This window comes from Pseudomonas sp. LBUM1668 (assembly GCF_059695715.1).
This window is the reverse complement of the sequence record NZ_CP166787.1, coordinates 3,173,504-3,199,433: the sequence shown is the minus strand read 5'-3', so window position 1 is coordinate 3,199,433 and position 25,930 is coordinate 3,173,504. Positions and strand designations below refer to the sequence as shown.

Sequence of the window (25,930 nt, the reverse complement as noted above, 5' to 3'; positions counted from 1 at the left end):
TGCCGCCTGCCGGATTTCATATTTTTCAACTAGATATTCAAGCTGAGGAATCAACGAGGATATTTCTTCGCCTGCTGTATACATCGCCATTAGCTTTCGAAGTGCTAAACGTTGAGAAAACCTTGAGCGAAGTGTTGCTTCACCTTCGGATGTGTCGGACTTGAATTTGGTTGTTTTTAAGATTTCATTAGCTTCGCCGTGCTCTCTCAAGAAATTCTCGTAGTGGGCATCACTGAAGAGTTTTTGTCTTTTCTGCATATATTAATGCCTAAACTTGGCTGCAACGGCAAGTCACTGTAGAGCAACAGCCCATATCTCTAATATAAATGTGTTTTTTGTATGTTTTGCTCAGCACCGAAAAATAAGCGCTGAGCGAACGATTTATTCTTCTCCTGACCAATACCAGAGTGTATCGCCCCAGCGGGAGTCGGTGAAGTCAGGAAAGATTTCACCCTGTTGAAAGTGTCTGCGAGAGTTTTCCTGGGCTGGCGTAAACCAAAAACCTGTTTTGCTACAAGGTTGGCCCGCTTCAATGCGGTTGATGGTGTTATTTTTATCTGAAGTAGTATGGCCTCGTGCGTATTCAACAAGATCCTTTGGATAAACCATATGGTTAATCTTGCGATCATCTATGCCGTATAGAAACGCTACAGCACCTGCCTCGAACGCCCAGTATCCAACATAGCTTCCTTCGTCACCCTGCAGATGAGAGTCGTGCCAAGGAGCTTGTTTAAATGCCGGGTACCATTCTTTGCAATATTCTGTCAACAGATCAGATGCTTCGTCTTTTTCATCTGCGTAGATGGCCTGAAGAAGAGGCGTATAAACTTCGTGGTACCAGTCGTCAATGTCTTCTCTGTCGGGGAGTACTTTACAGAGAAGATCCTCATACAAAGCATCTTGACCGTTGTAGCCTGCTTTATCAAAGAGTTCGACGAATCGCTTTAGTAGATCTGTGCGGCGCAGCAGAATGCATAAACTAATTACTTGAACACACTCTTCGTACTCATCTAGCCAGTCGTCAATGGCAAGAGGCGATATATCTACTATATTTTCAGATAGAGATAGTTTTTTCTGGCGGTTCTCATAGTGTGTAATGAGTTCATCGAGAAGCGGTGTTAACGAGGTTATTTCTAATCCGGCAGTGTACGAGATGAACAGTTTCTTTAAGGCTACGTTTTTGAAGTGCGTAGCTCTTAATGAGGCTTCTTGCTCTGGAGTGTCTGACTCGAATGTGTTGTTCGCCCAGAACTCTTTGGTTTCGTCGCTGTAATCGCGAAAATCGAAATATCTGGCCTCGGTTAAAAATTCTTGTCTTCCGTTCATAGTAGAGTTTTCACTCAAGGGTAAAAATTAGTATTGCCGATATTTTTCAGTGAAATGCTTTCAACTTGCTTTGACTTGGTTTTTATTTTAGTAATGTGCAGAATGGTTCTGACACTATATCCAAGTGTGTTTTTCGCTCTCTTGCATTCTTCGCTCAGCGCCGGAAAATTAGCGCCGAGCGAACGGTAGAGCAGCTTATTCTTCGCCAGACCAATACCAGATCGTGTCGCCCCAAGCAGAATTATCAAACTTTGGCATGATTTCTCCTTGGTTGAAGTAACGGCGAGAATCGTTTTGAGCGGGAGTGAACCAAAAGCCTGACTTTATGCACGGTTTTCCCGCGTCCACTCGAGATGTTTGCGAGGAGCTTGATGATTGATAGTTTCTAGCATATTCGACTAAATCTTTAGGGTAGACCATATGACTGATCTTACGATCATCTATTCCGTACAGAAAAGCGACAGCAGCGGCTTCGAAAGCCCAATACCCAACATAGTTTCCATCATCATCTTCTATGTCTAAGTGGCTATCATGCCAGTTGGTTTGTAGTTTTCCGAACGCGGGGTACCATTCTTTGCAGTATTCAAGTAGCAGGTCGCTCGCTTCTTTTTCGTCATCAGAGTAAATTGCTTTCACTAGCGGCGAATAAAGTTCGTGATACCATTCATCAAGATCTGACCGTCCAGGAAGAATTTTGCGCAGAAGATCTTCGTATAAAGTATCTTCGTGTGCATATCCTGCGCGATCAATCAAGTTGACAAAGCGGATAAGTAAATCTTTTTGATGCAGTAATATGCATAGGCTGATAACTTGGACACACTCTTCATATTGCTCAGGCCAATCATCTATTGCTAATGGTGAAATGTCAGGTTCGCCGTCTTCCAAAGCTAGAGCATTCTGATAGATTTCATAGCAAGTTATAAGCTTTTCTAGCCTTGGGAGTAGCGTTTCTATTGGTTCCCCTGCGGTATAGCTTATCAGTAGTGCATTGAATGCAGAATCTTTAAAGTAGCCTGTGCGAAGAGCCTTTTCCTGTGCAGGGTTATCTGCCTGCATGGTTTCATTTTCCCAGCGGGATTCTGTTTCGTCATAAAGTTTTATGGATTTTTGATAGTAAGAGTCGAAAATGAATTTTTGGCGTCTGTTCATGCTGGTATTCTAGCCTCTTCTTTTAATACGTCCAAATTCCCATATTTTTTTCGTAATGAGGCTAATCGTTTATTAACGGCCTCTCTTACTTCCTCCTCGCCATAATGAAACCCGTCGTGATCGCGGTGAGTTTCTTCATGTGAACTTGCCAGCTGAGCGTCAGCATGCGCTTTGGGGCTGAGGCTCTTATGATAAAGAGGAGTGAAAAATAAGTGGCGAGTATAGGACTTCATGATGCTTTCTCGTAGTTCAATATTTTTTATCGCCAATGGTAGCTTTGATGTTATCCAAACGCGACTCATCTGAACTATGTGTTTCTTTGACTTTTCATCTGTTTTTTTATTGTTTTTGCCACTCGGAATGTTCTTGTCGTTAGTAGCTTTTGCATTGTCACTTGAGGTTTTTCCGCCTGATTTACCACCGTATTTTCCGCCAGCTTTTCCACCTGCCTTTTGTTTGGCGGGTTTATTCTGATCTGCGTCATCCGTAATCGGTTCGAGAAGTTCAGAAGGATCCAGAACCCCGGAAAGTCCTAGCTTGGAAGCAATCTTTGGTTTTGAACCTTCAATTTTTTGCAGAAACTTAGGCGCGTCTTCCCGCTTGCTAGCTTTCGCTTCAACTATAGCGAATTTTTTATTATTGTTTGTACTTGGGTTCGCTCGCCAGATGGAGTCGATTCCGGTTCCATTTGCCCCATCTGTAAGTTTGTATAGAACATGTCTAGCCTTGGGGTTGCCACCTTTTGACAACTTTCCAAGCGTATCGCCGTTCGGTTTCCCGTCCAGCCATTTGCCTTCTGAACCTTTATCATGACCGTCCCACTTTTTTCCCCAGCCAAATTTCTCTGCGCATATATAGTCTGCGATATGCTCTCCGCACACACCTAAGCCCTCGTTGAGGATGTCTGCGGTGGCAACGGCTAGCTTCGTGTTAGCAGGCTGGTTGGAGTGAGCGGAACTTGGACCGTCTTTGCCATTTTTTGCTACGGTCGCGTCCTTGCCAGCAGGTTTTTCTACCCTCTTGGGGTGGGTAGATCCTGAAGATAATGCGGAACTATTACGTTGCATCCCTTTCCATTTTGTTAAGCGCCTTTCCACAATGCCGATCATTTCTGGCATGTTGTCGCGAGCGGTCGCGAGTACGGTGACAACTGCGGATTGAGCCCAGTTGGGCAGGCTTTGGAAAGCTGAAGAACCTTTTACCGCGCTAATGATGTCGTCAAGTTCACCTCGGAGCTTCGACGCGTTGAATACTTCTTTTAGCAACTCCTCCGGACTTGTCTTGATACCACACTCTTGCAATACAAAACGCAACAAATCAAATAGAACCGGGGCATAACGCTGAGGATCTTTATTGACTATGCGCATGCTTTTTTTCAGACCATCACCTGGTCCAGGAATCCAGCCGATAACTGCAAGGAGTAAATCAAATTTTGCTTCATCTTTACCGTCTGCAGTTTCCGCATTGTAGAGGACGATAGAGGACTCTACTGTGTCGTACGCGTCGATCGCTTGACCTAGAAAGGGTACGGCTCCTAAGGCAATACCCTTCGCAAGTTCGACTGCTGCCTCTTTATAAGCTGCTGTACGGTCTTCAGTTTGCGCTTCTTCACTCATGTCAGCCTCCCTGCGGCTTTCTCCACTAGTGCTTGTAAATCAACGTTGTCTGGATCGAGTCCAAGTTTTCGGATGTCCTCATTGACCTTTGCATCGCTACTTTGGACGATTTTCACTGGTTTGCGATCAAAAGGCCGCGGATCCTCGCCGTAATAGACTTTGGCCGGACCTTTCGGCACGTCTTCCAAACGGGCGAAGCCGTCATCGTCCAGCACGCCTTCGCGGGTCGAGCCATCGGCAAAATCCACGCGATAAGACGCGCCCGGCACCGGTTCCAGATTGTCGTAGTGCAAATTCAACTCCAGCCACGTCGGATTGGCTTTGGCCGTTTCCATCAACTTGCCGGCAATGTCGGCCGCCGCCAACCCCGGAATTAACGGAATCAAAATCCCAATCCCGGTCCCCACCCCTGGCGCCCCCCCGGTATTAACCTTCACCTCAGCACCACCAATGGTCACACCACCCGCATCAACCTTCACAAAACTCCCGCCAGCCTTGGCCGTGAGTTCCATGCCCCCCTCAACCACAACCTTGTCGCCGGCGTGGTAGTGGATTTCGGTGCCGGCTTCGACGAATTGAGCAGTGCCGACTTTCACATGCTGCGTCACGCCCACGGTCAAATGATCATCCGCACGCATTTCGCTTTTGCGATCCAGATGCGTAATCCGGTGTTCTTCAACCTTGAACTCACTCAGCGTATTGGCTTCAACGGTGTCGTGCCGTTCGTTACCCACACGAATCTTCTGGTCGTGCTCGATGTTTTCGTCCCAATCGCGTTGGGCGTGGATGTAGATCTGCTCGACGCCTTTCTTGTCTTCGATCCGAAATTCGTTGTAGCCCTTGCCGCCCGGTGAACTGAGGGTTTTGAAGGTGCTGCGGGTTTTGTTTGCGGGCAGGTCGTAGGGGACGACGTTTTCCTTGTGGTACAGGCAGCCGGTGACGAGGGGCTGGTCGGGGTCGCCTTCGAGGAAGGTGACGAGGACTTCCATGCCGATGCGCGGGATGGCGATGCCGCCGTAGGCTGCGCCGGCCCAGCCGCTGGCGACGCGCATCCAGCAGGTGGTTTTGTCGTTGGACTGACCGTCGCGGTCCCAGTGGAACTGGACCTTGATGCGGCCGTACTGATCGCAGTGGATTTCTTCGCCGGCCGGGCCGGTGACGACGGCAGTCTGGCTGCCGAGGACTTTGGGTTTCGGGTGTTCGAGGGCAGGGCGGTAGTGCGCGTCCCACGGGGTCGCGATGAAGCTGTTGCGGTAGCCCTGGTGGAAATCGCTTTTGTTGTCGGTGACGTCGCTGGTGACGTTTTCGCCGAGCACTTGCGGTTGTTTGCCTTCGTGGAGGACTTCCAGCAGCAGCCACAGGTCGTTCCATTCGGCGCGTGGGTGTTCGGCGAGAGTGAGGAAATGACCGCTGGTGAGGGTCGGTTCGTCACCTTTGCCTTCGGCGAGTTTGTAGTCGCTGCGATGGCGTTCCAGTGCTCGAGTCGAGAGGAATTTGCCGCGCTCGCGGGTGGTGAAGCGGCCGGGGTAGTCGTAGTCCTCAAGGTCCGGAGCGAACTCGGACTTGACCGCGCCTTCGGGCAGGATCTTCGGTTTTTCGAAGTCGTAGTCGCGACGGCTGACGCGGGTGGTGCGGGTTTCCAGGCGCAGGTTGAAGCGCTTGATGACTGGTTTGTCAGCGCTCATGCCGGAGTCTTGCTGGTAGCTCACGGCCTTGAGTTTGCGGAAAACAGTCTGGTCGTCGCCGAACACCAATTTGTGGCCGCTGCTGCTGTGCTGGAAGTGGAAGTGAATGCCTTCCTCTTCGCACAAACGCTGGATGAAATGCAGGTCGGACTCGTCGTACTGCACGCAGTAATCGCGTTCCGGATACTCGGCTCTGAGCTGGAAGCTGTAGGCGTCGGCGAGGATGCCGCGATCTTCCAGCACCTGAGCGATGATCTTCGGCACGGTCAGTTGCTGGAAAATCTGCTGATCGTGGTTGTGCCGCAGGTAAGCGAGTTGCGGCACCAGGCTGATGCTGTAACGCGTCAAGGTCTTGCCGGAATCGCCTTGCTCGATGCGGTACACCAAACCGTGGATCGTGCCTTCGCCGGTGGCACCAAACGTCAGCACGCCGCGCTTGTGCAGCAGCTCTTCGAGTTTGAGGTCGGGGCGAGCGCTGACCAGTTCGAGGTCAAAACGGAACGGTTCGTTGAGGGCTTCGCGACCGGTGAAGCTCAGGACTTGCAGGTCAGCGGAAACGCCTTCGAGGGTGAGGGTGATGTGGGTTGCGTTGGCGTCCAGCATGCCTTGAATTCCGTCCGTTGAATAAGCAGGAGGTGGATGTTGCAGGATTAGACCGTCTGGTTCAAGGCGCAAATGCCGTACGCCCAGCCTGTGCGGGTTATAGGGAAAACCCTTAGGACGAACGTTCGGCCCAATAAAATCGGGCATTTCCCCAAAAGCATGGCTTACCAATCTGGAGGGTTCGAACGGCAAAGCGCCGAAGAATAGCCAGTCAGTTTCAGACTAAAGTCGCCTGTAGCACGTCAAAGCCATCTGCCATCATTGCGACTCACCCCTGCGTGTTCACTGCCTCTCGGCGCTTCATTGATCCGGGACGGGAGTTATTTTTCTGGCTTATTGCGCGTTTGCGCAAACGCTTCAATGTTGGAGTTTTTCATGCGTCCCCCATTTCCCCTCATCACCCCGCGCCAGTCGTTTGGCTTCGGAGCCTTTGTGCTGTGCGCCTGTTTTACCGCGCAAGTTCAGGCCAGCGGATTTCTTGAAGACACAACGGCGAAAATCGAGTCGCGCACGGTGTACTTCAACCGCGATTTCCGTGATGGGCACACGTCCAATGATCAGGGCGCTTCCAAGCGTGAAGAGTCGGCGCAGGGTTTCATTCTCAATCTGCAGTCGGGTTACACCGAGGGCACGGTTGGCTTCGGTATCGATGCGCTGGGCATGCTCGGCTTCAAACTCGATTCCAGTGCCGACAGCAGTAACAGCGGTTTGCTGCCGTCCAGCGGGCAGGATCCGCGCGGATCGAAAGATCAGTACGCGAAAATGGGCCTGACCGCGAAGGTGAAGGTTTCGGACACGGTGCTGAAATACGGCGCGCTGCTGCCGGATCTGCCGCTGCTCAAGTACAACGATGGTCGTCTGCTGCCGACGATGTTCAATGGCGCAATGCTGACTTCAAAAGAAGTGAAGGATCTGACCTTCATGGCGGCGCGTCTGGACAAGTACACCGCGCGTGATTCCACCGATTCGCAAGACATCCGCGTGCACTGCAAGAACAAGCGCTACGCGTGTAACACCACCGCCGACCATTTCGACATGTACGGCTTCGACTACAAGATCAACGATCGTCTGACTGCGCAGTATCACTACGCGGAACTTGAAGACATCTATCGTCAGCACTTCGTGGGGCTGTTGGGTAATCAGCCGCTGGGCAACGGTGTATTGAAAGCTGATCTGCGCTTGCTGAAAAGTGCTGACAGCGGCGATGCGAAAGCCGGCTCAATCGACAACCGTGCACTGAGCGGCATGCTGTCTTACGCCATCAGCGGCCACACTTTCAGTGGTGGCTGGCAGCGCATGAACGGCGACAACTCGATGCCGTACCTCGATGGCAGCAACCCGTATCTGGTCAACTATGTGCAGGTCAACGACTTCGCCGCCGCGCAGGAGCGCTCCTGGCAACTGCGTTATGACTATGACTTCAAGGCGATCGGCATCAACGGTCTGAGTTTCCTGACGCGTTATGTGAACGGTGATCACATCAAGGTCGTGGGCAGTGATCAGGAAGGCAAAGAGTGGGAGCGTGACAGCGAGTTGAAGTACGTGATTCAGACGGGGACGTTCAAGGATGTGAGTTTGCGCTTGCGTAATGCGACTTACCGGACGAATTACCAGCAGTTTGCCCGGGATGTGGATGAAACCCGGTTGATTGTGAGTTACAACTTTTCGGTGTTGTAAACCTTGGATTTATAGCGCTTGAACGGTTGCCATCGCTAGCAAGCTAGCTCCCACACTGGACCTGCGCCGCACCCAAATCCCCTGTAGGAGCTGCCGAAGGCTGCGATCTTTTGATTTTCAAAAACAAGATCAAAAGATCGCAGCCTGCGGCAGCTCCTACAGGGGTATGGATTTATAGCCAATGCCAGAACCGGCTCCAGAAACCTCGGTTGAGGTCTTCCTTGCAGCCAGCATATTGCTGCGCATACATGTCGGAACGATTCTGCACCTTGCGCGCTGTCGGCATCAGCCACGCCTTGCTGGCGTAAGTCTTGTTGCGATAACCGCCCCAGCCCTCGTGATAGTTGAGGTACTGGCCATAGGCGTCGTATTTGTAGACGCCGTTGATCGAGGTGGTCTTGTCCATGTACCAGCCGACGAAGTCGATGGCGTCGTCGAAGTCTTCGCGGTCGGCCCAGTTTCTGCCAGTGCTTTTCTGGTAGTCGGACCAGACTTCATCCTTGGCCTGCGCATAACCCGATGCGGTCGAGACGCGGCCCCACGGAATGACCCAGAGCAGGTATTTGCGTGGAGTCTTGGCGTCGTAGCGGTAGCCGGACTCCTGATACATGATCGCGAACGGCACCTGGATCGGTACGCCCCAGCGCTTTTGCGTGACTTGCGCGGCGTCGTACCAATCGCTTTTTTCCCGGAAGATCTCGCAGATGTTTTCAGGCGAGCGGGGCGGCGAGGTGCCGCAGCCCGTCAACAGCGCCGCGAGTATCAATAGTCCAATCGTCTGCCGAGAATTCAAAAGCCGTCATCCTGTGATGCGCGTAAAAGGGCGACAGTTTACGCGTTCAGGTCAATTGATGACGATAGGGCAGATCCGGACCGGTCTTGCTGCAGGTCAGCGCTGCCGCTTGCACGGCGAACTTGAGCATGGCGTCGATCTGCTCGCGGGCCAATTGCTGCAAGCCTTCGACCGAGTCCAGACCCTGTTCGGTCAGCCAGGTAATCAATGCAGCCTGGAAGGTGTCACCGGCGCCAACGGTATCGGCGATCTTCACGGAACAGGCTGGCACTGACCAGGAGCCGTGGGCGCGACTGAACACGCTTGCGCCTTCGCCGCCGCGGGTGAGGAATACCATGTGGCAGCGATGCTCCAGCCAGCCTTCGATGACCCGCTGCGGATCCTGCTCGGGATACAGCAGGCTCAAGTCTTCATCACTGACTTTGATCAGATCGGCCAATTGCACCAGCGTGGCGATTCGTTCGCGCCACAGGTCGATATTCGGCTCGGGATTGAGGCGTACGTTGGGGTCGAGGCTGATCAGGCGTTTGCCGCTTTCACGCTGCACCAACGCCAGCAGTATGTCGGCAATCGGCTGCACCACCAGCGAAAACGAGCCGATGTGCAAGCCGCGCACCTCAGGGCCTAGTGTGGGCAGATGCGCCAGGCTCAGTTGCCGATCAGCGCAGCCTTCTCCGCGAAAGCTGTAATGCGGCGAGCCATTGGCACCGACGGCGACCATCGCCAGCGTGGTCGGTGCAGCGAAGTCCACCAGATAATCCGGGCGCACACCTTCGTCCTGCAGCACCTGTTGCAAGCGGCGGCCGAGGTAGTCGGTGGACAGCCCGCCGAACAAGGCCGAGTCCACACCCAGACGGCGCAAACCCACCGCGACGTTGAACGGCGAGCCGCCAGCAATCGCCTTGAAATTCACTTTCGAGGCCAGACCACTGGCATCGTCTTCGCTGAAGAAATCAAACAGCGCTTCGCCACACACCAAATACATAATTGTTTGCTCTTTATAGGGTTGCGACATGCTGTTGATAGCGTTCATAAGCCTGCTGGAATGCCGCGACATTGGCGGCGTTCGGCAGGGTTTCACTGCTCAGGTCAACTTTCACGCAGCGCTGGCACAGTTCGGCAAGGGTGTCTTCGTGGCCATTGGACCATGACTTGCACCACGCCGCCTGAATCGCCGCGCCAAGGGCAGCCGCTTCGCTCTGTTCGGTGCAGATGACGGGGGTGTCCATGATGTCGGCGACGATTTGGCGCCACACGGCGCTCTTCGAACCGCCGCCGATCAGGCAAATGCTGCGGCTTTGTAAACCATTGTGCCGGAGTAAATCCAGTCCATAACGCAAGCCGAAGGTCGTGCCTTCGATGGCTGCGCGGCACAGATTGGCCTGCGTCAGGTTGTCCAGCGTCAAGCCGTGCAGGCTGCCGGTGGCGTGGGGCAGGGCGGGGACGCGCTCGCCGTTTAGGAACGGCAGCATACACACGCCTTCAGCACCGATAGGGGCTTGGGCGACGAGGGTGTTGAACTGATCGAGATCGAGTTCGAACAGTTCGCGAATCGCGCCGGTGGCGTTGGTCAGGTTCATGGTGCAGATCAGCGGCAGCCATCCGCCGCTGGAGGAACAAAAAGTCGCGACCGAAGCATCCGCACTGACCGTCGGCGCATCGGCGTAGGCGTACACGGTGCCGGACGACCCGAGGCTCATGGTGATCGCGCCGGGCTGGATGTTGCCGGTACCGATAGCGCCCATCATGTTGTCACCGCCACCGCTGGACACCAATGCGTTGCGGTTGATGCCGAGGTGTTCGGCAATCGCGGGCAGGATCGTGCCTACGGCTTCGTGCGCATCGATCAGCTCCGGCAACGCCGCTTGCAGGCGTCCGCTGGGGTCGATGTCGCGCAACAGCTGCAAATCCCACTGGCGGCTGCGGACGTTGAAATAACCGGTGCCGGAAGCATCGCCGTACTCGCTGCAGGCTCGGCCGGTGAGCCAATAGTTGAGGTAATCGTGGGGCAGCAGAATGCGGGAGATACGCGCGAATACGTCTGGATGTTGTTCTTTGGTCCAGAGTAGTTTTGACACGGTGTAGCCCGGCGCGATGACCACGCCGAGGCGTTCCAGAGAGCCGTTTTCACCGCCGAGGTGGGTGAGTAGTCGATCGTTTTCAGCGCTGGTTTCGGTGTCGCACCAGAGTTTGGCCGGGCGCAGGACTTCGCCTTCATCATCGAGTAACACCAGACCGTGCTGCTGCCCGGAAACACCGATGCCGAGGATTGATTGACCGTCGACAGCCGCCGCCAGCAGTGCCTGGCGGGTGGCGAGGGCGAAAGCTTCAAGCCATTGCTGAGGGTCTTGCTCGCGACGGCCATTGGCGCCGCTGATCATCATGTGCGCTGCGGCGCCTTGGCCGAGCACCTGACCGCTGGCGGCATCGAGGATGATCGCTTTGGTGCCTTGGGTGCCGCAATCTATGCCGAGGAAGAGTTGTCGGGTTGTCACAAGAATATCCTCAAGGAGTCAGGTCAATCCGGGTGTGGCCAATCGCTGGCAAGCCAGCTCCCACAGGGTTCTCAGTCGTTCACAAGTATTGAGTGCCATCGAGAAAATGTGGGAGCTGGCTTGCCAGCGATGACGTCGGTAGCTTCACCGCATAACTCAGGCCAGGATCCGCTCCAAAGTCCGCGTAACACCCACCTCCCGCAAACTATCGCAACACCATTCAAACGCTGTTACAAACTCCGCCGAGCGCGGTATCGCCGTGCCGAAAATCTCCTCGACCGCCAACAAACGCTCCGTCATCAACGCATCATCCGCCACCAGCGCCTGACAAAAAACAGCCCGCGGGTCAGGAATGGAATAGGTGTCGCCATTCTCATCCACGCCCTTCAAATACAACGCCCAAGCCGCTACCACCAACGCCGCGCGGCGGGTCTCGCGCCCATCGGCAATCAACCGGTTGATCGTCGGAATGGTGAATTTGGGAAACTTCGACGAACCATCTGAACACACACGCTCAAGCTGATCGGCAATCGCTTGGTTAGAGAACCGCGCCACCAGCGTGTCTTTGTAATCGTCCAGGTTGATACCCGGCACTGGTGCCAGTTGCGGCGTGACATCCAGGTCCATATAGGCGCGCATGTAACGCACGAACAGCGGGTCGTTCATGGTTTCGTGGACGAAGCGATAGCCCTTCAAAAAACCCAGATAAGTCAGCGCCAGATGGCTGCCGTTGAGCAATTTGATCTTCATCTCTTCGTACGGCGACACGTCGTCGGTGAACTGCACACCAACCTTCTCCCACGCGGGACGACCGTTGACGAATTTGTCTTCCAGCACCCACTGCACAAACGGTTCGCAGACCACCGGCCAGGCGTCGTCCACCGCGTGTTTGTCGGCCAGTTGTAGACGGTGCGCGGTGCTGGTCATTGGTGTGATGCGGTCGACCATCGCGTTGGGGAAACTGACGTTCTGCTCGATCCAGTCGCGCAGCCCCGTGTTGCGCAGGGTGGCGAAGGCCAGCAGTGCCTTGCGGGTCACCGCGCCGTTGTGCGGCAGGTTATCGCAGGACATGATCGTGAACGCCGGCGTGCCTGCGCCACGGCGTTTCTCCAAGGCCGCACAGAGGAAGCCGAACACGGTTGTCGGTGCGCCCGGGTGTGCCAGATCGTGCTGGATCTGCGGCAGGTGCGCCATGAATTCGCCGTTGCTGTCGTCGATGCAATAGCCGCCCTCGGTGATGGTCAGCGAGACGATGCGGATCTGCGGATCGGCGAGTTTGTCGATCAACGCCTGCGCGCCGTCCTCGGCCAGAAGCATGTCGCGAATTGCGCCGATGACGCGTACTTCGGTGTCATCACTGTCACCGAGTTCGAAGAGGGTGAACAAGTAGTCCTGCTCTTTGAGATCGTCGCGGGCGCGGCGGTCTTCGGCGCGCAAGCCGACCCCGCAAATCGCCCAGTCCAGCGCTTCGCCAGTGTTCATCAGCGCGTCGGTGTAATACGCCTGATGCGCCCGGTGAAAGCCACCGACGCCAATGTGCGCGATGCCCTGGCGGGTGTCGCTGAGGCTGTAGGCCGGCAGTTGCACTTCGGTGGCGAGGCGGTTGAGATTCTGTTTGTTCAGTTTCATGGGAAAACTCTCGAAAAAATCAGGCAGCCGCACGCAGCGGACGGGCCAGCGCCACGCCTTCGGCATCGAATAAATGGCAGTGAGCGGCGTCCAGATAGAGGTTCAGTTGCTCGCCATAACGGCTCGCCAGATCACCGCGCACACGCATGGTCAGGGCTTCGCCGGCGTTGGTTTTGACGTGGCAAAAGGTGTCGCTGCCCAGACGTTCGCTGACATCGGCGGTGACTTGCAGGGTGCAGTCACCCGGTTGCGCCAGCTCCAGATGTTCCGGGCGAATACCCAAGGTCACAGCGCTGCCGACGCTCAGGTGGGCGGCGTTGAAGGGCAGGGTGATGCGGGTGCCGGCGTCCAGTGCGACTTCGCAGCTTGGGCCGTCGACGCGGGTAATCTTGCCCTTGAGGAAACCCATTTTCGGCGTGCCGAGGAAACCGGCGACGAACAGGTTGGCCGGGCTGTGATAGAGGTCCAGCGGCGAGCCGACTTGCTCAATCCTGCCGCCATTGAGCACCACGACTTTGTCGGCCATGGTCATCGCTTCAACCTGATCGTGGGTCACGTAGATCATGGTCGCTTGCAGGTCTTTGTGCAGACGCAGCAGTTCCAGGCGCATCTGCACGCGCAGCGCGGCGTCGAGGTTGGACAGCGGCTCGTCGAACAGGAATATTTTCGGATTGCGCACGATGGCGCGGCCGATCGCGACACGTTGACGCTGACCGCCGGACAGCTGTTTAGGTTTGCGCTCGAGCATCGGCCCGAGCTCAAGAATGCGCGCCGCCTCACCGACTTTCTGCTCGACTTCGGCTTTCGGTACGCCGGCCAGATCGAGGGCGAAGGACATGTTCTTTTTCACGGTCATGTGCGGGTACAGGGCGTAGGTCTGGAACACCATCGCCAGGTCACGCTTGGCCGGGCTGACTTCGGTGATGTCGCGGCCATCGAGCTCAATGGTGCCGCCGCTGACTTCTTCAAGCCCTGCGATCAGGCGCAGCAGAGTCGATTTACCGCAACCGGACGGGCCGACGAAGACCACGAATTCCTTGTCGTTCACCTCCAGGTCGATGCCCTTGATGATGGAAAAACCTTCGAAGCCTTTTTGCAGATTCTTGATTTTCAGGTTGGCCATGGTGATGGGCCTCCGCATTGTTGTTTTTTTAAGATCAAAAGATCGCAGCCTGCGGCAGCTCCTACAGGGGGACGGTGTGCTCTGTGTAGGAGCTGCCGAAGGCTGCGATCTTTTGCTTCTGAAATATCTACTTCACAGCGCCAAACGACAGGCCGCGGACCAGTTGTTTCTGGCTGATCCAGCCGAAGATCAGAATCGGCGCACAGGCCAGGGTCGACACCGCCGACAACTTGGCCCAGAACAACCCTTCAGGGCTTGAGTACGAGGCGATCAACGCGGTCAGTGGTGCGGCTTTCGATGAGGTCAGGTTCAGCGACCAGAAGGCCTCGTTCCAGCACAGGATCAGCGACAGCAGCACGGTCGAGGCCAGGCCGCCCTTGGCGATGGGCAGCAGCACGCGGACCATTTCCTGCCACAGCGTGGCGCCGTCGAGGCGGGCGGCTTCGAGGATGTCTTTGGGGATGTCCTTGAAGTAGGTGTAAATCATCCAGACCACAATCGGCAGGTTGATCAGCGTGTAGATCACGATCAGCGCGATGCGCGTATCGAGCAGGCCGAAACTCTTGGCCAGCAGGTAGATCGGCATCAGCACGCCCACCGGCGGCAGCATTTTGGTGGAGAGCATCCACAGCAGCGTGCCTTTGGTGCGCTGGGTTTCGTAGAACGCCATCGAGTAGGCGGCCGGCACTGCAATCAGCAGGCTCAGGGCGGTGGCGCTGAAGGAGATCACCACCGAATTCCAGGCAAAACTGAAGTAGTCGCTGCGCTCGTTGATGTGCAGGTAATTCTCCAGCGTCGGCGTGAAGATGAACTGCGGTGGCGTGGCGAAGGCGTCGATTTCGGTCTTGAAACTGGTCATCACCATCCAGAAGATCGGGAAGAAAATCACGATCGCGATGGCCCAGGCCAGGGTGCCGAGCAGCAGGCTTTGCAGCCGGCGGGATTGTTGAAGAGTCATGGCAGGCCTCAGGCTTTGTCAGTCAGGTTTTTGCCGATCATCCGCACCAGAATGATCGCGGCGATGTTGGCGATGACCACGGCAATCAAGCCGCCCGCCGAGGCCATGCCGACATCGAACTGCACCAGCGCCTGGTTGTAGATCAAGTAGGCGAGGTTGGTCGAGGCGTAGCCGGGGCCGCCGTTGGTGGTGGTGAAAATCTCGGCGAACACCGACAGCAGGAAGATCGTTTCGATCATCACCACCACCGCAATCGGCCGGGCCAGGTGCGGCAGCGTCAGGTGCCAGAAGATGGCGATGGGGCCCGCGCCGTCGAGGCGCGCAGCTTCTTTCTGCTCCTGGTCGAGGGACTGCATGGCCGTCATCAGGATCAGGATCGCGAAGGGCAGCCATTGCCACGACACAATGATGATGATCGACAGCAGTGGGTAGTGCGCCAGCCAGTCCACCGGTTGTGCGCCGAACAGTTTCCAGATGTAGGCGAGGATTCCCGACACCGGATGGAAAATCAGGTTCTTCCAGATCAGCGCGCCAACCGTGGGCATGATGAAGAACGGCGAAATCAGCATGACCCGCACGATGCCACGCCCGAGAAACTCGCTGGCCTCCAGCAAGGCACTGATCAACACGCCAAACACCACACTGATCAGCAACACGCTGCCGACCAGTAACAAGGTGTTGGTAGCGCCGGGCATGAACCCTGAGTCGGTCAGGAAGTAAGTGAAGTTCTCCAGCCCCACGAACTGGTTTTCACCGGGGTAGAGCAGGTTGTAGCGGATCATCGAGAAGTAAATGGTCATGCCCAGCGGCACGATCATCCACAGCAGCAACAAGGCCACCGAGGGGCTGACCAGAAACCAGCCGGGATTGGCCACGCGGCTTTTGCGCTGCGGCCGGGACAGGTCGATTTGGGCTTTGGCAGTTGAAGTATTCATGGCAGTAACCGATTCGACAGGCGAATGAAGATCCCCTGTAGGAGTGAGCCTGCTCGCGATAGCGGTGTGTCAGTCACCGCTTTGTTGGATGGAGAGCCGCTATCGCGAGCAGGCTCACTCCTACAAAAGCAAGAGCGAGCGGTGCAAGTTACTTCGGATAACCCGCACGCTTCATCTCGCGTTCAGTGGTCTGCTGCGCTGACGCCAGCGCCTGATCCACCGTGGTCTGGCCGATCAACGCCGCCGAGAACAGCTTGCCGACCTGCGTTCCCACCGCCTGGAACTCAGGGATGGTCACCAGTTGAATGCCGATGTACGGCACGGGCTTCAGGGTCGGTTTGCCTGGGTCGGCCGCCTTCAGCGATTCCAGCGCGACCTTGGCAAACGGCGCGGCTTTGATGTAAGCGTCGCTGTACGTGGAGGCACGGGTGCCCGGCGGTACGTTGGCGATCCCGTCCTTCTCGGCAACCAGTGCGCCGTATTCTTTCGACGTGGCCCAGGCGCTGAAGGTTTTCGCAGCATCCTTGGCCTTGGAGCTGGTCGGAATCGCCAGCGCCCACGAATACAACCAGGCCGAACCTTTGTCGGTGACTTGATGCGGTGCGAAGGTGAAGCCGACGTGGTCGCTAACCTTGCTCTGGGTCTTGTCGGTGACGAACGAACCGGCGACGCTGGCATCGACCCAGATCGCGCATTTGCCGCTGTTGAACAGCGCAAGGTTTTCGTTGAAACCGTTGCTGGAGGCGCCCGGCGGGCCGGATTTCTTCATGGTGTCGACGTAGAAATTCAGCGCGTTTTTCCACTCGGGCCCCGTGAATTCCGGCTTCCACTGTTCATCGAACCAGCGCGCGCCATAGGCATTGGCTACGGTGGTGATCAGCGCCATGTTCTCGCCCCAACCGGCCTTGCCGCGCAGACAGATGCCGTATTGCTCTTTATCTTTGTGGGTGAGTTTTTCCGCAAAACCGGCGATCTGTTCCCAGGTCGGCCGCTCTGGCATGGTCAGGCCGGCCTCCTTGAACAGGTCGGTGCGGTAATAGGTAATCGAGCTTTCGGCGTAGAACGGCAGGGCGTACAGCGAACCCTTGACCGACAGACCTTCGCGCACCGACGGGAACACATCGTCGAGGGCGTAACTGGCCGGCAGATCTTTCATCGGCTCAAGCCAACCCTTGGCGCCCCACAGTGCGGCTTCGTACATGCCGATGGTCAGTACGTCGAACTGCCCGCCCTGAGTGGCGATGTCGGTGGTCAGGCGTTGGCGCAGCACGTTTTCTTCCAGCACTACCCAATTGAGCTTGATGTCGGGGTGCTCGGTCTCGAACGTTTTCGAGAGCTTCTGCATGCGGATCATGTCGCTGTTGTTGACGGTGGCGATGGTCAGGGTCTGGGCGCCAAGGCTGACGCTACTGAGGGTCATGCAGGTGAGGGCAAGCAGAGCTTTTGCAGTGGGTTGCATCGTGCACTCCTTTTTCTGCACCCCGGGGGAGGCAGAAGGACGGTTATTGTTTTTGTGTCTTCCAGTGCAGGAAGAATGTGCGCTGATTACAGCCTTCAATCGCAGGGCTGACAAATCATCCGTCGCACTTTGATTGATACTTTTTTGCACTGCACTTTGATGAGCTAAACGCAGGGAAGGGGATTGCAGCGCTGGGAGGGCAGCGGATACGTACAGGTTTTCAGAGATTAATAGCGAAGATCAAAAGATCGCAGCCTTCGGCAGCTCCTACAGATGACCGGTGTAGGAGCTGCCGAAGGCTGCGATCTTTTGATCCTGCTTTCAGCTGTGGTTTTGCTCGGTCAGGCGCTGCACTGCCAGGCGTCGATAATGCGAAGGCGTCATGCCCTTGAGCTGCTGAAAGCGTCGATTGAAGTTGGAAATATTGTTGAAGCCCGACTCGAAGCACACATCGGTCACCGGTTTATCGCCATCGGCCAACAATTCGCAGGACTTGCTGATGCGCAAGCGATTGACGAACTCGATGAAGGTGCGCCCGGTCGCCTGTTTGAATACGCGGCTGAAGTAGGTCGGTGTCATGCCCAGATGCTCGGCGACTTCTTCCAGTGAAATGTCCCGGGCGTAATGGCTGAAGATGTAATCAACGGCGCGGTTGGTGCGGTCGATATTGTGCTCATCCGCCAATTGCGACGTGGTGGCGCCGGACAACAACTGGAAGTCATCGCTGGCCGCCAGCAATTCCATGAGGATGAAAAAGTGCCCGAGTCGAGTGATGCCGCGGCTGTCGGCAATTCGCTGCATCAGCGTCATGGCCTGGCCAATCGTGCGTTTGCAGCGGAACTCGATGCCGTATTGAGCACGCTCCAGTAATGGCGCCAGCGTCTTCAGTTCAGCAAACACCTGATGGCCACTCTCGAACAGCTCGTCGGTGAAGTTGACCAGCATGTCGCGTTTTTCGACGATTTCATCTTCCGCCACCTGGCTGATCCAGTTGTGGGGCAGATTGGGCCCGGTGAGGAACAGGGTTTGTGGGTAGAAGTTGCCGATGTAGTCGCCGATGAACACTTTGCCTGAACTGGCGACGATCAGGTGCAGTTCGTATTCCTTGTGGAAATGCCAGCGCACCAGCGGGCAGGGAAAGCCATGCTGACGGTAAATGATGGACAACCCGTTATGGTCATCCATCAACTCGTAAGAGGGGTCGGTCACGCGTGCGGTTCGGGTCATGGCTGGGCGCTTTTTTTGTTATCGCCCGGCGATCATGCCTCGTTCCGCCGGTTGTGCGCCAGCTTGCTGAAGGGCCGCGGCTGAAGCGGCCCGGCATTGGATCAAGTCACGGCGCCTGTTGTGGATTTTTTAGCAGCTTTTCCCAGATTGGCTGCCTGGCAAAAAAATACGATTTTGGAGTTTTTAATAAAATCGAAACTGATGATGTTGCAGTGCTCCACCCAATTTCTTCTCTCAGGATCAAACCAGTCATCAAGGACTTCAAGGATTCTTTGCGGCCCCTCCAAAGTCCAGATGGCTGCCGAGAGCGACCAAAGATAGTCTCTCGAAGGGGGGCTTTTCATGACTTCGATCACGTAAGCAAACAATGAGGAAGTAGGGTGCAGGGTTTCCTGGACGTAAGAATTTCCAGCCCACTTGTGAACGACCTGCCCGCAGAACAACTTCCAGTCCAGATCGTAATGCGATGGAGTTGCCACCAACAATCGTTGCGTTCGGCTGACTTTTTTCAATTGTCCAAGAGTGAGGTGTATGTTTTCTGACGGTATTATGTACTCGCCCAAATGCTTGATCATCATTTCGCTGAAGTACTTGTAATCGAAGGGCTCCTTGCCTCCCTTTAATTCGTGGAAGTCGAGGATGATGAATTCATTGTAGTTCCAGAAAACCTTTGATGTCGCGAACGAGATCTTCCAGCGTGCGCGAGGACAATTCGCTGTTATGCAGGAAGCGGAATTTTGCGAGTCCGCTGGACTTTGAGTCGTATATCAGGCGCAGGTCAAGCGCCCGCGCACCGCGATTGAGTTGCGAATAAAAAGAGACATCCTGACAAACTACCCAGTTTGCGACGAATGGTGCATAAGAGGCCTCCCAGTCACAGCCAGCGTTATGCGTGCCGGGCAATGTCATTTCGAACAATGACAGATTGTCAATTTCTGGAGTGCTCCCCATCCATTGATAAGGGAGCAGGTTTTTAAAGGTGTAGTTGTTCATGTTGTATCCTGCGTAATTCAATAAGTGCGAATAACGTTCGCACAGGCAGGATGTTTATAAGTCTGGGTTGTTGGTTCGCCAATAGCCGATGTAATACAAGTTTTGTAGTGCTGGTATCTTTATGCCTGGGTCGACGGGGTGTTGTTGTTTTTGGCTTCAATCCACTGAGCCATATATTGTGTGCTTTTGTGGGCATGATGGCGCAACATGCTGCCGATAAAATTATTGGCTCGCAGTGATTGTAAGTTTATTTTGCATTCTTGCAGTTTCGCGATGAGCGCTGGTCCATGGGTTTTCTGTTGGTAACGCTCGCTCAATAACCTGTCGCCAGCCAGGCTGGCAGCTTGCCAGTAAGTTTCGTCCTTATATAACTTGATCGCGCAGTCGGCGAATTCAGTCGCGGTACGGGTGACATCTCCAGGCCATCGGCATTCACCGTGCATGCCCTCGGCACCGATCGGCGTTGTGACACTCGGAGTGCGGCAAAGCATCGCGTCAACGAGCTTGCCCTTGATCCCGGCGCCAAAGCGCAGAGGCGCCAGACAGACCCGCGCCGCAGACATGACATGCAATGCATCTTCAGCCCAGTTCATTACATGAAAGCCCTGCGCCGCGTTGTGCAGAGCCGTGGCTTTGGGGGGCGTGTAGGCGCCGTAAATGTGCAGTTGTGCTTCAGGCAATTGTTGGCGAATAAGCGGCCAGATGGTCGATTTCATCCAGAGCACGGCATCCCAGTTGGGGGCATGACGGAAATTGCCGATACTCAGAAAATGTTCCCGATCTTCGAAGGTTCGCGCTGGTGCCTCTGGCAGGTCAACCATCAGTGGACACCAATGCAGCAACTGGCGCGGTAAACCGAACTGTTTGACCAGTAACTCGATTTCCACTTCGGAAATCATCAGGTTCAAGTCACAACGATACAACGCCGCAATTTCCCGTTTGGCCAGGTCGGTGGTAGCCATCAATTCGAATTCTTCGCGCAACGCAGGAATAAACAAATCGCTGAAGTCATCCTGATCGTTATTGGCTTTCAGACGATCCTTGAGCCGTTGATGGCGGGCATGTCGCAAGCTTTGCAGATCAGATGTTTCCAGAACACGCAGGGCGCCTGGACAGTGCTTTTCGACCCGCCAGCCGAACTGCTCTTCCATCATGAACTGGTCGAACAACACAATGTCGGGCGCCAGGTCACTGATGAAGGTGTCGAAGCTGCTGTTATTGAGTTCGATCGGCACCTCGCGGATCCCCAGTGCACACAAATCGGCCTTGTGCTCACCGGGACCTGCCGGGCTGCTGAAGGTAATCTCCCAGCCTTGCTCCAGGAACGTCTCGAGAATCTGCATCACGTGCCCGCTGGCGGCGGATGAGCGGGGTTCGGGCCAGACGTAACCAATGACGAGAACTTTGGTTGCAGGCTGGCTCATAACGCGGATTCCTAAACGTACGGTGGGAAAAAAACAGCGCGGATTAAAACACAAACCGGACGGTGTCCGGTTTGTCTATATCAGGTAATCGGCGTGCCGAGGTTGACCAGGACCGGTTGGTCCAGGAAGCGCTCGGGGTGGGCGTGGTATACCGGGAAACGGATTGCGTCGATGTTCAACTCGAACATAGGGCGCTCGGTTTTGATCTGGTCGAGCAGACCCACGGCCAGTTCATAGGAGTCGGCATTGAGTAGTGCCGGATTTTGACGCACCAACAGCGGTTGACTGGCGGCGCTGGAGTCAAGAATCTTCCAGTCGCCTGGTCGCGCCAATACCGCGTGGGGATTGTCCGGGAACCGCGGGTGAGCCCGGGTCGAACTCCTTGCCAAATCAACCAGCGAGGTGACGTCTAATTGGGAAAACGGGGTCACATGCCCGTAATACAAATCGAGCGTTCCTGGTGCACCGTGCGATAACTCATGGATTAGCACGTCGGCGATCCGGCTGTCGTCGTAACGGCTGGTGCGGTAGAACTCATCCATCTGGTCGGGAAATATCTTCAAAAAGCGTTTGAACGAACCCGCAGGATCGTCAACATTTTTCCTGGCTGCTTTCCACTGTTTATAGTCCGTAGTTCGCAAGGCTGCCAAGGCGTTGACGGGATCTTTCTTGAACGACATGTTGGCCAGTGAGACACCGTTGAGATCGTGGCGCATGGCACGCAGTCTCTGCAGCACATGTTTCAGGGCATCGTCGGAATATGTCCCGAATACGTGTTCAAAAACCAGTCGAACCTGGGCCTCCCAGTTAGGGTCGGTACATACGCTAATGGCGTTATCCAACTTGCTTTTGGCGAGGGGCAGCGACCTTTTCAAGTAACGCCGGGTGTAACCGTGCGGCTTGAAGCGCGCAAAAAAAACGCCGCAAAGGCGAAAAATCCAGAATCTTGAAATTCGGCAGCTTCGGTCCCCAGGCGCCGCCTGTCTTGAAGTGCAGCGCATGCCACTCGTTGTTGCGTTGCAGGGCCACGAGTTCGAGCGGTTCAGCCAGATCATCGACCGCTTTCCACTGGCCTTGCATGAGATCAGTGCGCTTGGCGGCCTTGATCAAATCATAGGATTGCGAGCTGCCGCTCAATCTGCGGATTTGACTGCTGGCAACTTCCAGAGCTTGCGAACTGCGCTTGGACAACAACAGCGCCCCACGCTTGGCCAACCGCGCACCCTTTTGCGCCAGATCGGGTAAACCGTCCAGTGGATTGACCACAGCGACAGCAAATCTGAGCGAGGCTTTGGCGATACTCAAGACCTTTGCGGTGGTCGATACAGATTTGGTCACGATGTTCGCCACCGTAACACCCAGACCGACCAGCAAACCGACCAAGGCCAGACCGTCCAGAATGCAGCCTCCGATGCCTTCGGAAACACGCGGTGCATCCCCGGACTGGATATCCTCAATGCATTTTTTGAAAGGCACGACCAGATCCACGAGGAATTTATCCACCACTCTGTTGTGCTGACGCAATACCTGCAGCTCGGTCTGCGTATTCAGCGATGCATACATTTCTTCGCGAGTCAGAACAGGGTGATAGGTCAGCACCCAATCAGTCAGTTCTTTCAGCGCCGGAGCGAAGAACAGTGCTACTTGCCCGACATTGTCTGCCTGCAGGTGCATCTGACATAGTTTCTCCACCACGACGCTGGATGTCATGCCACTGCGGGGTTCGCTGCCACTGGCATAGGCACTGAAGTCCAGTGGCCAGACGTGGTCTTGATTTTTCTTCTGGAAATCGGTTTTTTTTCCTGTGTACGAGAGCTGGGGATTCTGATTGATCACACCGGTCTTCCGTAACATCAACGCCAGTTCGGGGCACTCCCGGCACAATCCCCTCAATGTGAATAGCTCGTAGCTTCGGGTCACCCCCGCGGACTGGGTGCACAGAATGACGCCAAAGCGACCTTTCTTCGCGTCGCGATGATTCTGGGTTTCCTCGAAGGCGTTGATAGGATTGGCTGTTTCGCGAACGGTATAGATCGAGACATGGCCGTTCATCAGTGCTTGTCTGTCGCGGTTGGGCAGATTGCAAATGGCAAGCTTGATCAACGCGTCCCGACCCGCCTGCAATTCTTCATAATATTGTGTGAATGCGCGATCAAAGATCGCGGCTGCGGGCTCCAGCTCATTCAGACGTTGAAAAGCGCCCACGGGTGCCGCGAAGTTAGCTGCGGTTTTGTATTTCGAGGTCAGCTTGCCGTTTTCGCTCAAATCACCGGACATGTAGAGGTCAACCACGCTGAGGCGTAACTTACGCAGTTCGCTCAAGGCGAATTTGCTCATACCTCGTCTATCCAGTGAATAGTCGAATATTTCCTCGGCCAGCCCCTTCAAGTTGAGTGAGCCCAGAAGGTCGAGCCAGTTGCGGTCAGTGAAGGATTTATCGTATTTGATCGAAAACGCTTTACGTTGCAGGTAATCACCAGGTGCAAGAACTTGCTGTAGCGCTTTTAGCGACAACTTTGTTCGGTCGGGCGCGACGCCTGACAGACCTTTTTCGGATTGGTGCAATGCATCGCTGTAACGGTCGAAGTATGTAGCCGCTTTTAAAAACGTTTCGTGGCTGTAATCCTTTCCCTGTGCATAAGGGACAAGATTGTTCATCACGGCCCAGTTGATGACCGGCAAGGCGGACGTTAATTCCTGCAGTGTGCGCTGATCGCTGCTAATTGGGCTCAGTTCGGAAAACGCTATGATGTCCGCGTAACTCAACAAGCGCGCGGCTCCGGGCGTGGCCAGTTCAATCGTCGCGACTGTTTGCGACAGCACGACCCAACCTGGCTTACCCAATGTCAACTCCGCCGGTGTATCGGCGATCAAAAATTCTGGCGCTGTCCCGGACAGCAGCAGGTGTGCTGCAATTTGCACATTGGTCGCTTCAATTGCCGTGGTTTGCAGCAAGTGCTGTTCAAGGTTCTCGACGACGTACGCGGGGGTCAATGACGCGTTGTTCGGGTGGTACATGTCGAACCCGGCAATGACTGCGCTGTGGTGTTGCAGTGTAGGAATGATGTCAATGATCAATGCGGATACGACCAGATGCATGATTTGCATGCGGGCGACCTCGCTATCGTCTTGTTCAAGATTCCAGTTCAGCCGGGTATGCATCGTTGCGCCGAAGGCCTGCGCCTTGGGTTTTTTCAGGAACTGTTCAATAAAGGTAGCGGCATGCTGTCTGCGATCAGCAACGCCTATTTCATTGAAATTGTTGTAAGGAACGATGTGCTGAAACAGCGATGTCACCCCGCCAGTGGTTTCCTCGATCAACGCTTTGATGGTCTGGCGGTCAATATCGGTGAGTCGAAAGGGGCTGTCTTGCGCGGCGAAGATCAACTCGTGATAGTTGCCCAGTGGCGGGGGGGACGGTAATTTGAACGTGAGATGCGCGATCAATTGCCTGGCTTCCAGCACCGTGTGGGGCAGGTCGTGTTTTTGAAAGCGAAGCCACTGTCCGACGCTGATGTATTTCCCGATAAGTACTCGGCCACCAAGGTTGGCTGCACATTCGGCGAGCAGGGTAAGATCCTCGCTAAGATAGGTGGTGACAAGCGAATCCGTGCTCATATCAAACCAGTCACGATCAGGAGGTTCTATCAGACCGGATGAGTTATCCAGATCCAGCCAGAAGTCATCATCGAGTCCGCGCAGTCTGGCGTTTTCATCAACTTCAAACACTGTTTCTTCGCAGAAAATGTATCTGTCATCCAGTAGGAGAAAGGCATCCCTTTTCGTGAGCTTCTGCAATTCTATTCGCGCAAATTCACAGGCATGATCGAAAGTGCTGTCGGTGACTCGTGAGGCGAATAACTTATTGAGGTCCAGGGTTTCTTCGTCGGTGCGCTCGCCGATTTTTGCTTTGATGGCAGCAAGAATATTGTTTTTTTCTTCAATGTCCCGTTGTTCCGGAGCATTGAAATTTGAGGGGGCAAGTTTTCCGTCACGCTGCTCGACGAGACTTTGTTTTGGTGATGGCTTCACTGATTTCATCCTTGTCAGTTGCTTGTAGTTCCTCTCCGGCCTTGGTGAGTTCAATTAGGTGAAACACACAGGTAAGTGTTTGCGCCGTTAGGTGGGCGCACAGTAAATCTGTTTTCGCGACTTTTAAAGTTTAAAAGAGTTGCAAGTTGTGCAGCGCAACAGACCGGTAATAGTCTGTTGCGTAAATGATCGATTGAACCCCGTGTTCGAGGTTATTTTGCTTAAAAGGTGAAGGGCGAACACGTTATGGTTTAAGTATTCCCTTCACTTTGTCGCGCAGCTGGTCAATCGAAAAAGGTTTGCCGATAACGTGCATGCCATCTGGCACATCGATACTTTCGGCGTAACCACTAGCAAACAGGATTGGCAATTCGGGGCGCATTTTACGCGCTTCCAGGGCCAGCTCACGGCCATCCATGCCCGGTAAACCGACATCCGTCATCATCAGATCAATGTGCTTGGCCGTATCCACGAGAATTTCCAGCGCCTGCTCGCTGCCGTCCGCTTCCAGCACTTTGAAGTCCAGTTCCTCCAGCACATCGACGATCAGCATGCGCACGATGGCGTCGTCTTCGACGACCAGGATGGTGGAAAGGGTGGCGGACATAATTAAGCTCTCAAAGGGTAGTAATCGGGTGCGCCGGTCGATCAAAAATACCGTGCTTTTGCATGAGTAAGTGGCGCATAGCCACAAGTTCCCGGTTTGATACAAAAAAGATTAGCAGCTGCGGGGCGCGCAAGGATAACTGTTGGCACGCATCCACGCGCAGGCAAATGTAGGAATTTGCTGCTAAATTCGTCAGAAA

At 54.8% G+C, this 25,930-nt stretch carries 20 protein-coding genes; 1 reads left to right on the top strand and 19 read right to left on the bottom strand.

Features of this window, described 5'->3' with window-relative positions; translation table 11 throughout:
* Positions 1–381 precede the first annotated feature (381 nt).
* From ACA061_RS14280 to ACA061_RS14265, 4 genes are all read right to left on the bottom strand, one after another.
* Positions 382–1,326, bottom strand: coding sequence for a PoNe immunity protein domain-containing protein (locus tag ACA061_RS14280; protein WP_497299448.1), 945 nt, complete (start codon positions 1,324–1,326; stop codon positions 382–384).
* Positions 1,327–1,521: 195 nt separating this feature from the next.
* Entirely contained in the window at positions 1,522–2,475 is a 954-nt protein-coding gene (locus ACA061_RS14275; RefSeq protein WP_210699944.1) for a PoNe immunity protein domain-containing protein, read from the bottom strand.
* Entirely contained in the window at positions 2,472–4,091 is a 1,620-nt protein-coding gene (locus ACA061_RS14270; protein WP_047301369.1) for a hypothetical protein, read from the bottom strand. The genes ACA061_RS14275 and ACA061_RS14270 overlap by 4 nt, the downstream gene beginning before the upstream one ends.
* Positions 4,088–6,379 carry a type VI secretion system Vgr family protein gene (locus tag ACA061_RS14265; protein ID WP_497299447.1) on the bottom strand — a complete coding sequence of 764 codons (2,292 nt, stop codon included), beginning with the start codon at positions 6,377–6,379 and terminating at the stop codon, positions 4,088–4,090. Before ACA061_RS14265 ends, ACA061_RS14270 begins: the two co-directional genes overlap by 4 nt.
* A 375-nt stretch (positions 6,380–6,754) precedes the next feature.
* On the opposite strand from ACA061_RS14265, the gene ACA061_RS14260 reads away from it, so the two are divergent.
* The gene (locus tag ACA061_RS14260) at positions 6,755–8,056 is read left to right on the top strand and encodes an OprD family porin (RefSeq protein WP_497299446.1); all 1,302 of its coding nucleotides are present in this window, start codon (positions 6,755–6,757) and stop codon (positions 8,054–8,056) included.
* A gap of 172 nt (positions 8,057–8,228) precedes the next feature.
* Here ACA061_RS14260 and ACA061_RS14255 read toward each other — a convergent pair whose 3' ends face one another.
* The 15 genes from ACA061_RS14255 to ACA061_RS14185 form a co-directional block, all read right to left on the bottom strand.
* The gene (locus ACA061_RS14255) at positions 8,229–8,849 is read right to left on the bottom strand and encodes a transglycosylase SLT domain-containing protein (RefSeq protein ID WP_150597843.1); all 621 of its coding nucleotides are present in this window, start codon (positions 8,847–8,849) and stop codon (positions 8,229–8,231) included.
* A gap of 46 nt (positions 8,850–8,895) precedes the next feature.
* Entirely contained in the window at positions 8,896–9,834 is a 939-nt protein-coding gene (locus tag ACA061_RS14250; RefSeq protein WP_497299445.1) for a carbohydrate kinase family protein, read from the bottom strand.
* A gap of 13 nt (positions 9,835–9,847) precedes the next feature.
* Positions 9,848–11,344 carry a xylulokinase gene (gene xylB / locus ACA061_RS14245; protein WP_497299444.1) on the bottom strand — a complete coding sequence of 499 codons (1,497 nt, stop codon included), beginning with the start codon at positions 11,342–11,344 and terminating at the stop codon, positions 9,848–9,850.
* 156 nt (positions 11,345–11,500) lie between these two features.
* Entirely contained in the window at positions 11,501–12,973 is a 1,473-nt protein-coding gene (locus ACA061_RS14240) for a mannitol dehydrogenase family protein (protein WP_497299443.1), read from the bottom strand.
* A gap of 19 nt (positions 12,974–12,992) precedes the next feature.
* On the bottom strand, positions 12,993–14,096 hold the full coding sequence (locus tag ACA061_RS14235) for an ABC transporter ATP-binding protein (protein WP_497299442.1): 1,104 nt from the start codon (positions 14,094–14,096) through the stop codon (positions 12,993–12,995).
* Between the two features lie 127 nt (positions 14,097–14,223).
* The gene (locus ACA061_RS14230; RefSeq protein ID WP_150603841.1) at positions 14,224–15,054 is read right to left on the bottom strand and encodes a carbohydrate ABC transporter permease; all 831 of its coding nucleotides are present in this window, start codon (positions 15,052–15,054) and stop codon (positions 14,224–14,226) included.
* An 8-nt stretch (positions 15,055–15,062) separates the two neighbouring features.
* Positions 15,063–15,989, bottom strand: a complete 927-nt coding sequence (locus tag ACA061_RS14225; protein ID WP_047301353.1) for a carbohydrate ABC transporter permease — start codon at positions 15,987–15,989, stop codon at positions 15,063–15,065.
* 148 nt (positions 15,990–16,137) lie between these two features.
* On the bottom strand, positions 16,138–17,448 hold the full coding sequence (locus tag ACA061_RS14220; RefSeq protein WP_150598277.1) for an ABC transporter substrate-binding protein: 1,311 nt from the start codon (positions 17,446–17,448) through the stop codon (positions 16,138–16,140).
* A gap of 321 nt (positions 17,449–17,769) precedes the next feature.
* Entirely contained in the window at positions 17,770–18,675 is a 906-nt protein-coding gene (locus ACA061_RS14215) for an AraC family transcriptional regulator (protein ID WP_150603843.1), read from the bottom strand.
* 101 nt (positions 18,676–18,776) lie between these two features.
* A complete protein-coding gene (locus ACA061_RS14210) occupies positions 18,777–19,253 on the bottom strand; it encodes a hypothetical protein (RefSeq protein WP_497299441.1) in 477 nt (158 codons plus the stop codon).
* A 70-nt stretch (positions 19,254–19,323) separates the two neighbouring features.
* Complete coding sequence (locus tag ACA061_RS14205) at positions 19,324–19,668, bottom strand: phosphatidylinositol-specific phospholipase C domain-containing protein (RefSeq protein ID WP_497299440.1); 345 nt, start codon at positions 19,666–19,668, stop codon at positions 19,324–19,326.
* A 119-nt stretch (positions 19,669–19,787) separates the two neighbouring features.
* Positions 19,788–21,092: a glycosyltransferase gene (locus ACA061_RS14200; protein WP_497301940.1), complete on the bottom strand. Its 1,305-nt coding sequence runs from the start codon at positions 21,090–21,092 to the stop codon at positions 19,788–19,790.
* 80 nt (positions 21,093–21,172) lie between these two features.
* Entirely contained in the window at positions 21,173–21,808 is a 636-nt protein-coding gene (locus tag ACA061_RS14195) for a hypothetical protein (RefSeq protein WP_497299439.1), read from the bottom strand.
* A gap of 118 nt (positions 21,809–21,926) precedes the next feature.
* The gene (locus ACA061_RS14190; protein WP_497299438.1) at positions 21,927–25,124 is read right to left on the bottom strand and encodes a hypothetical protein; all 3,198 of its coding nucleotides are present in this window, start codon (positions 25,122–25,124) and stop codon (positions 21,927–21,929) included.
* Positions 25,125–25,368: 244 nt separating this feature from the next.
* A complete protein-coding gene (locus tag ACA061_RS14185) occupies positions 25,369–25,731 on the bottom strand; it encodes a response regulator (protein ID WP_497299437.1) in 363 nt (120 codons plus the stop codon).
* Positions 25,732–25,930: the final 199 nt, after the last annotated feature.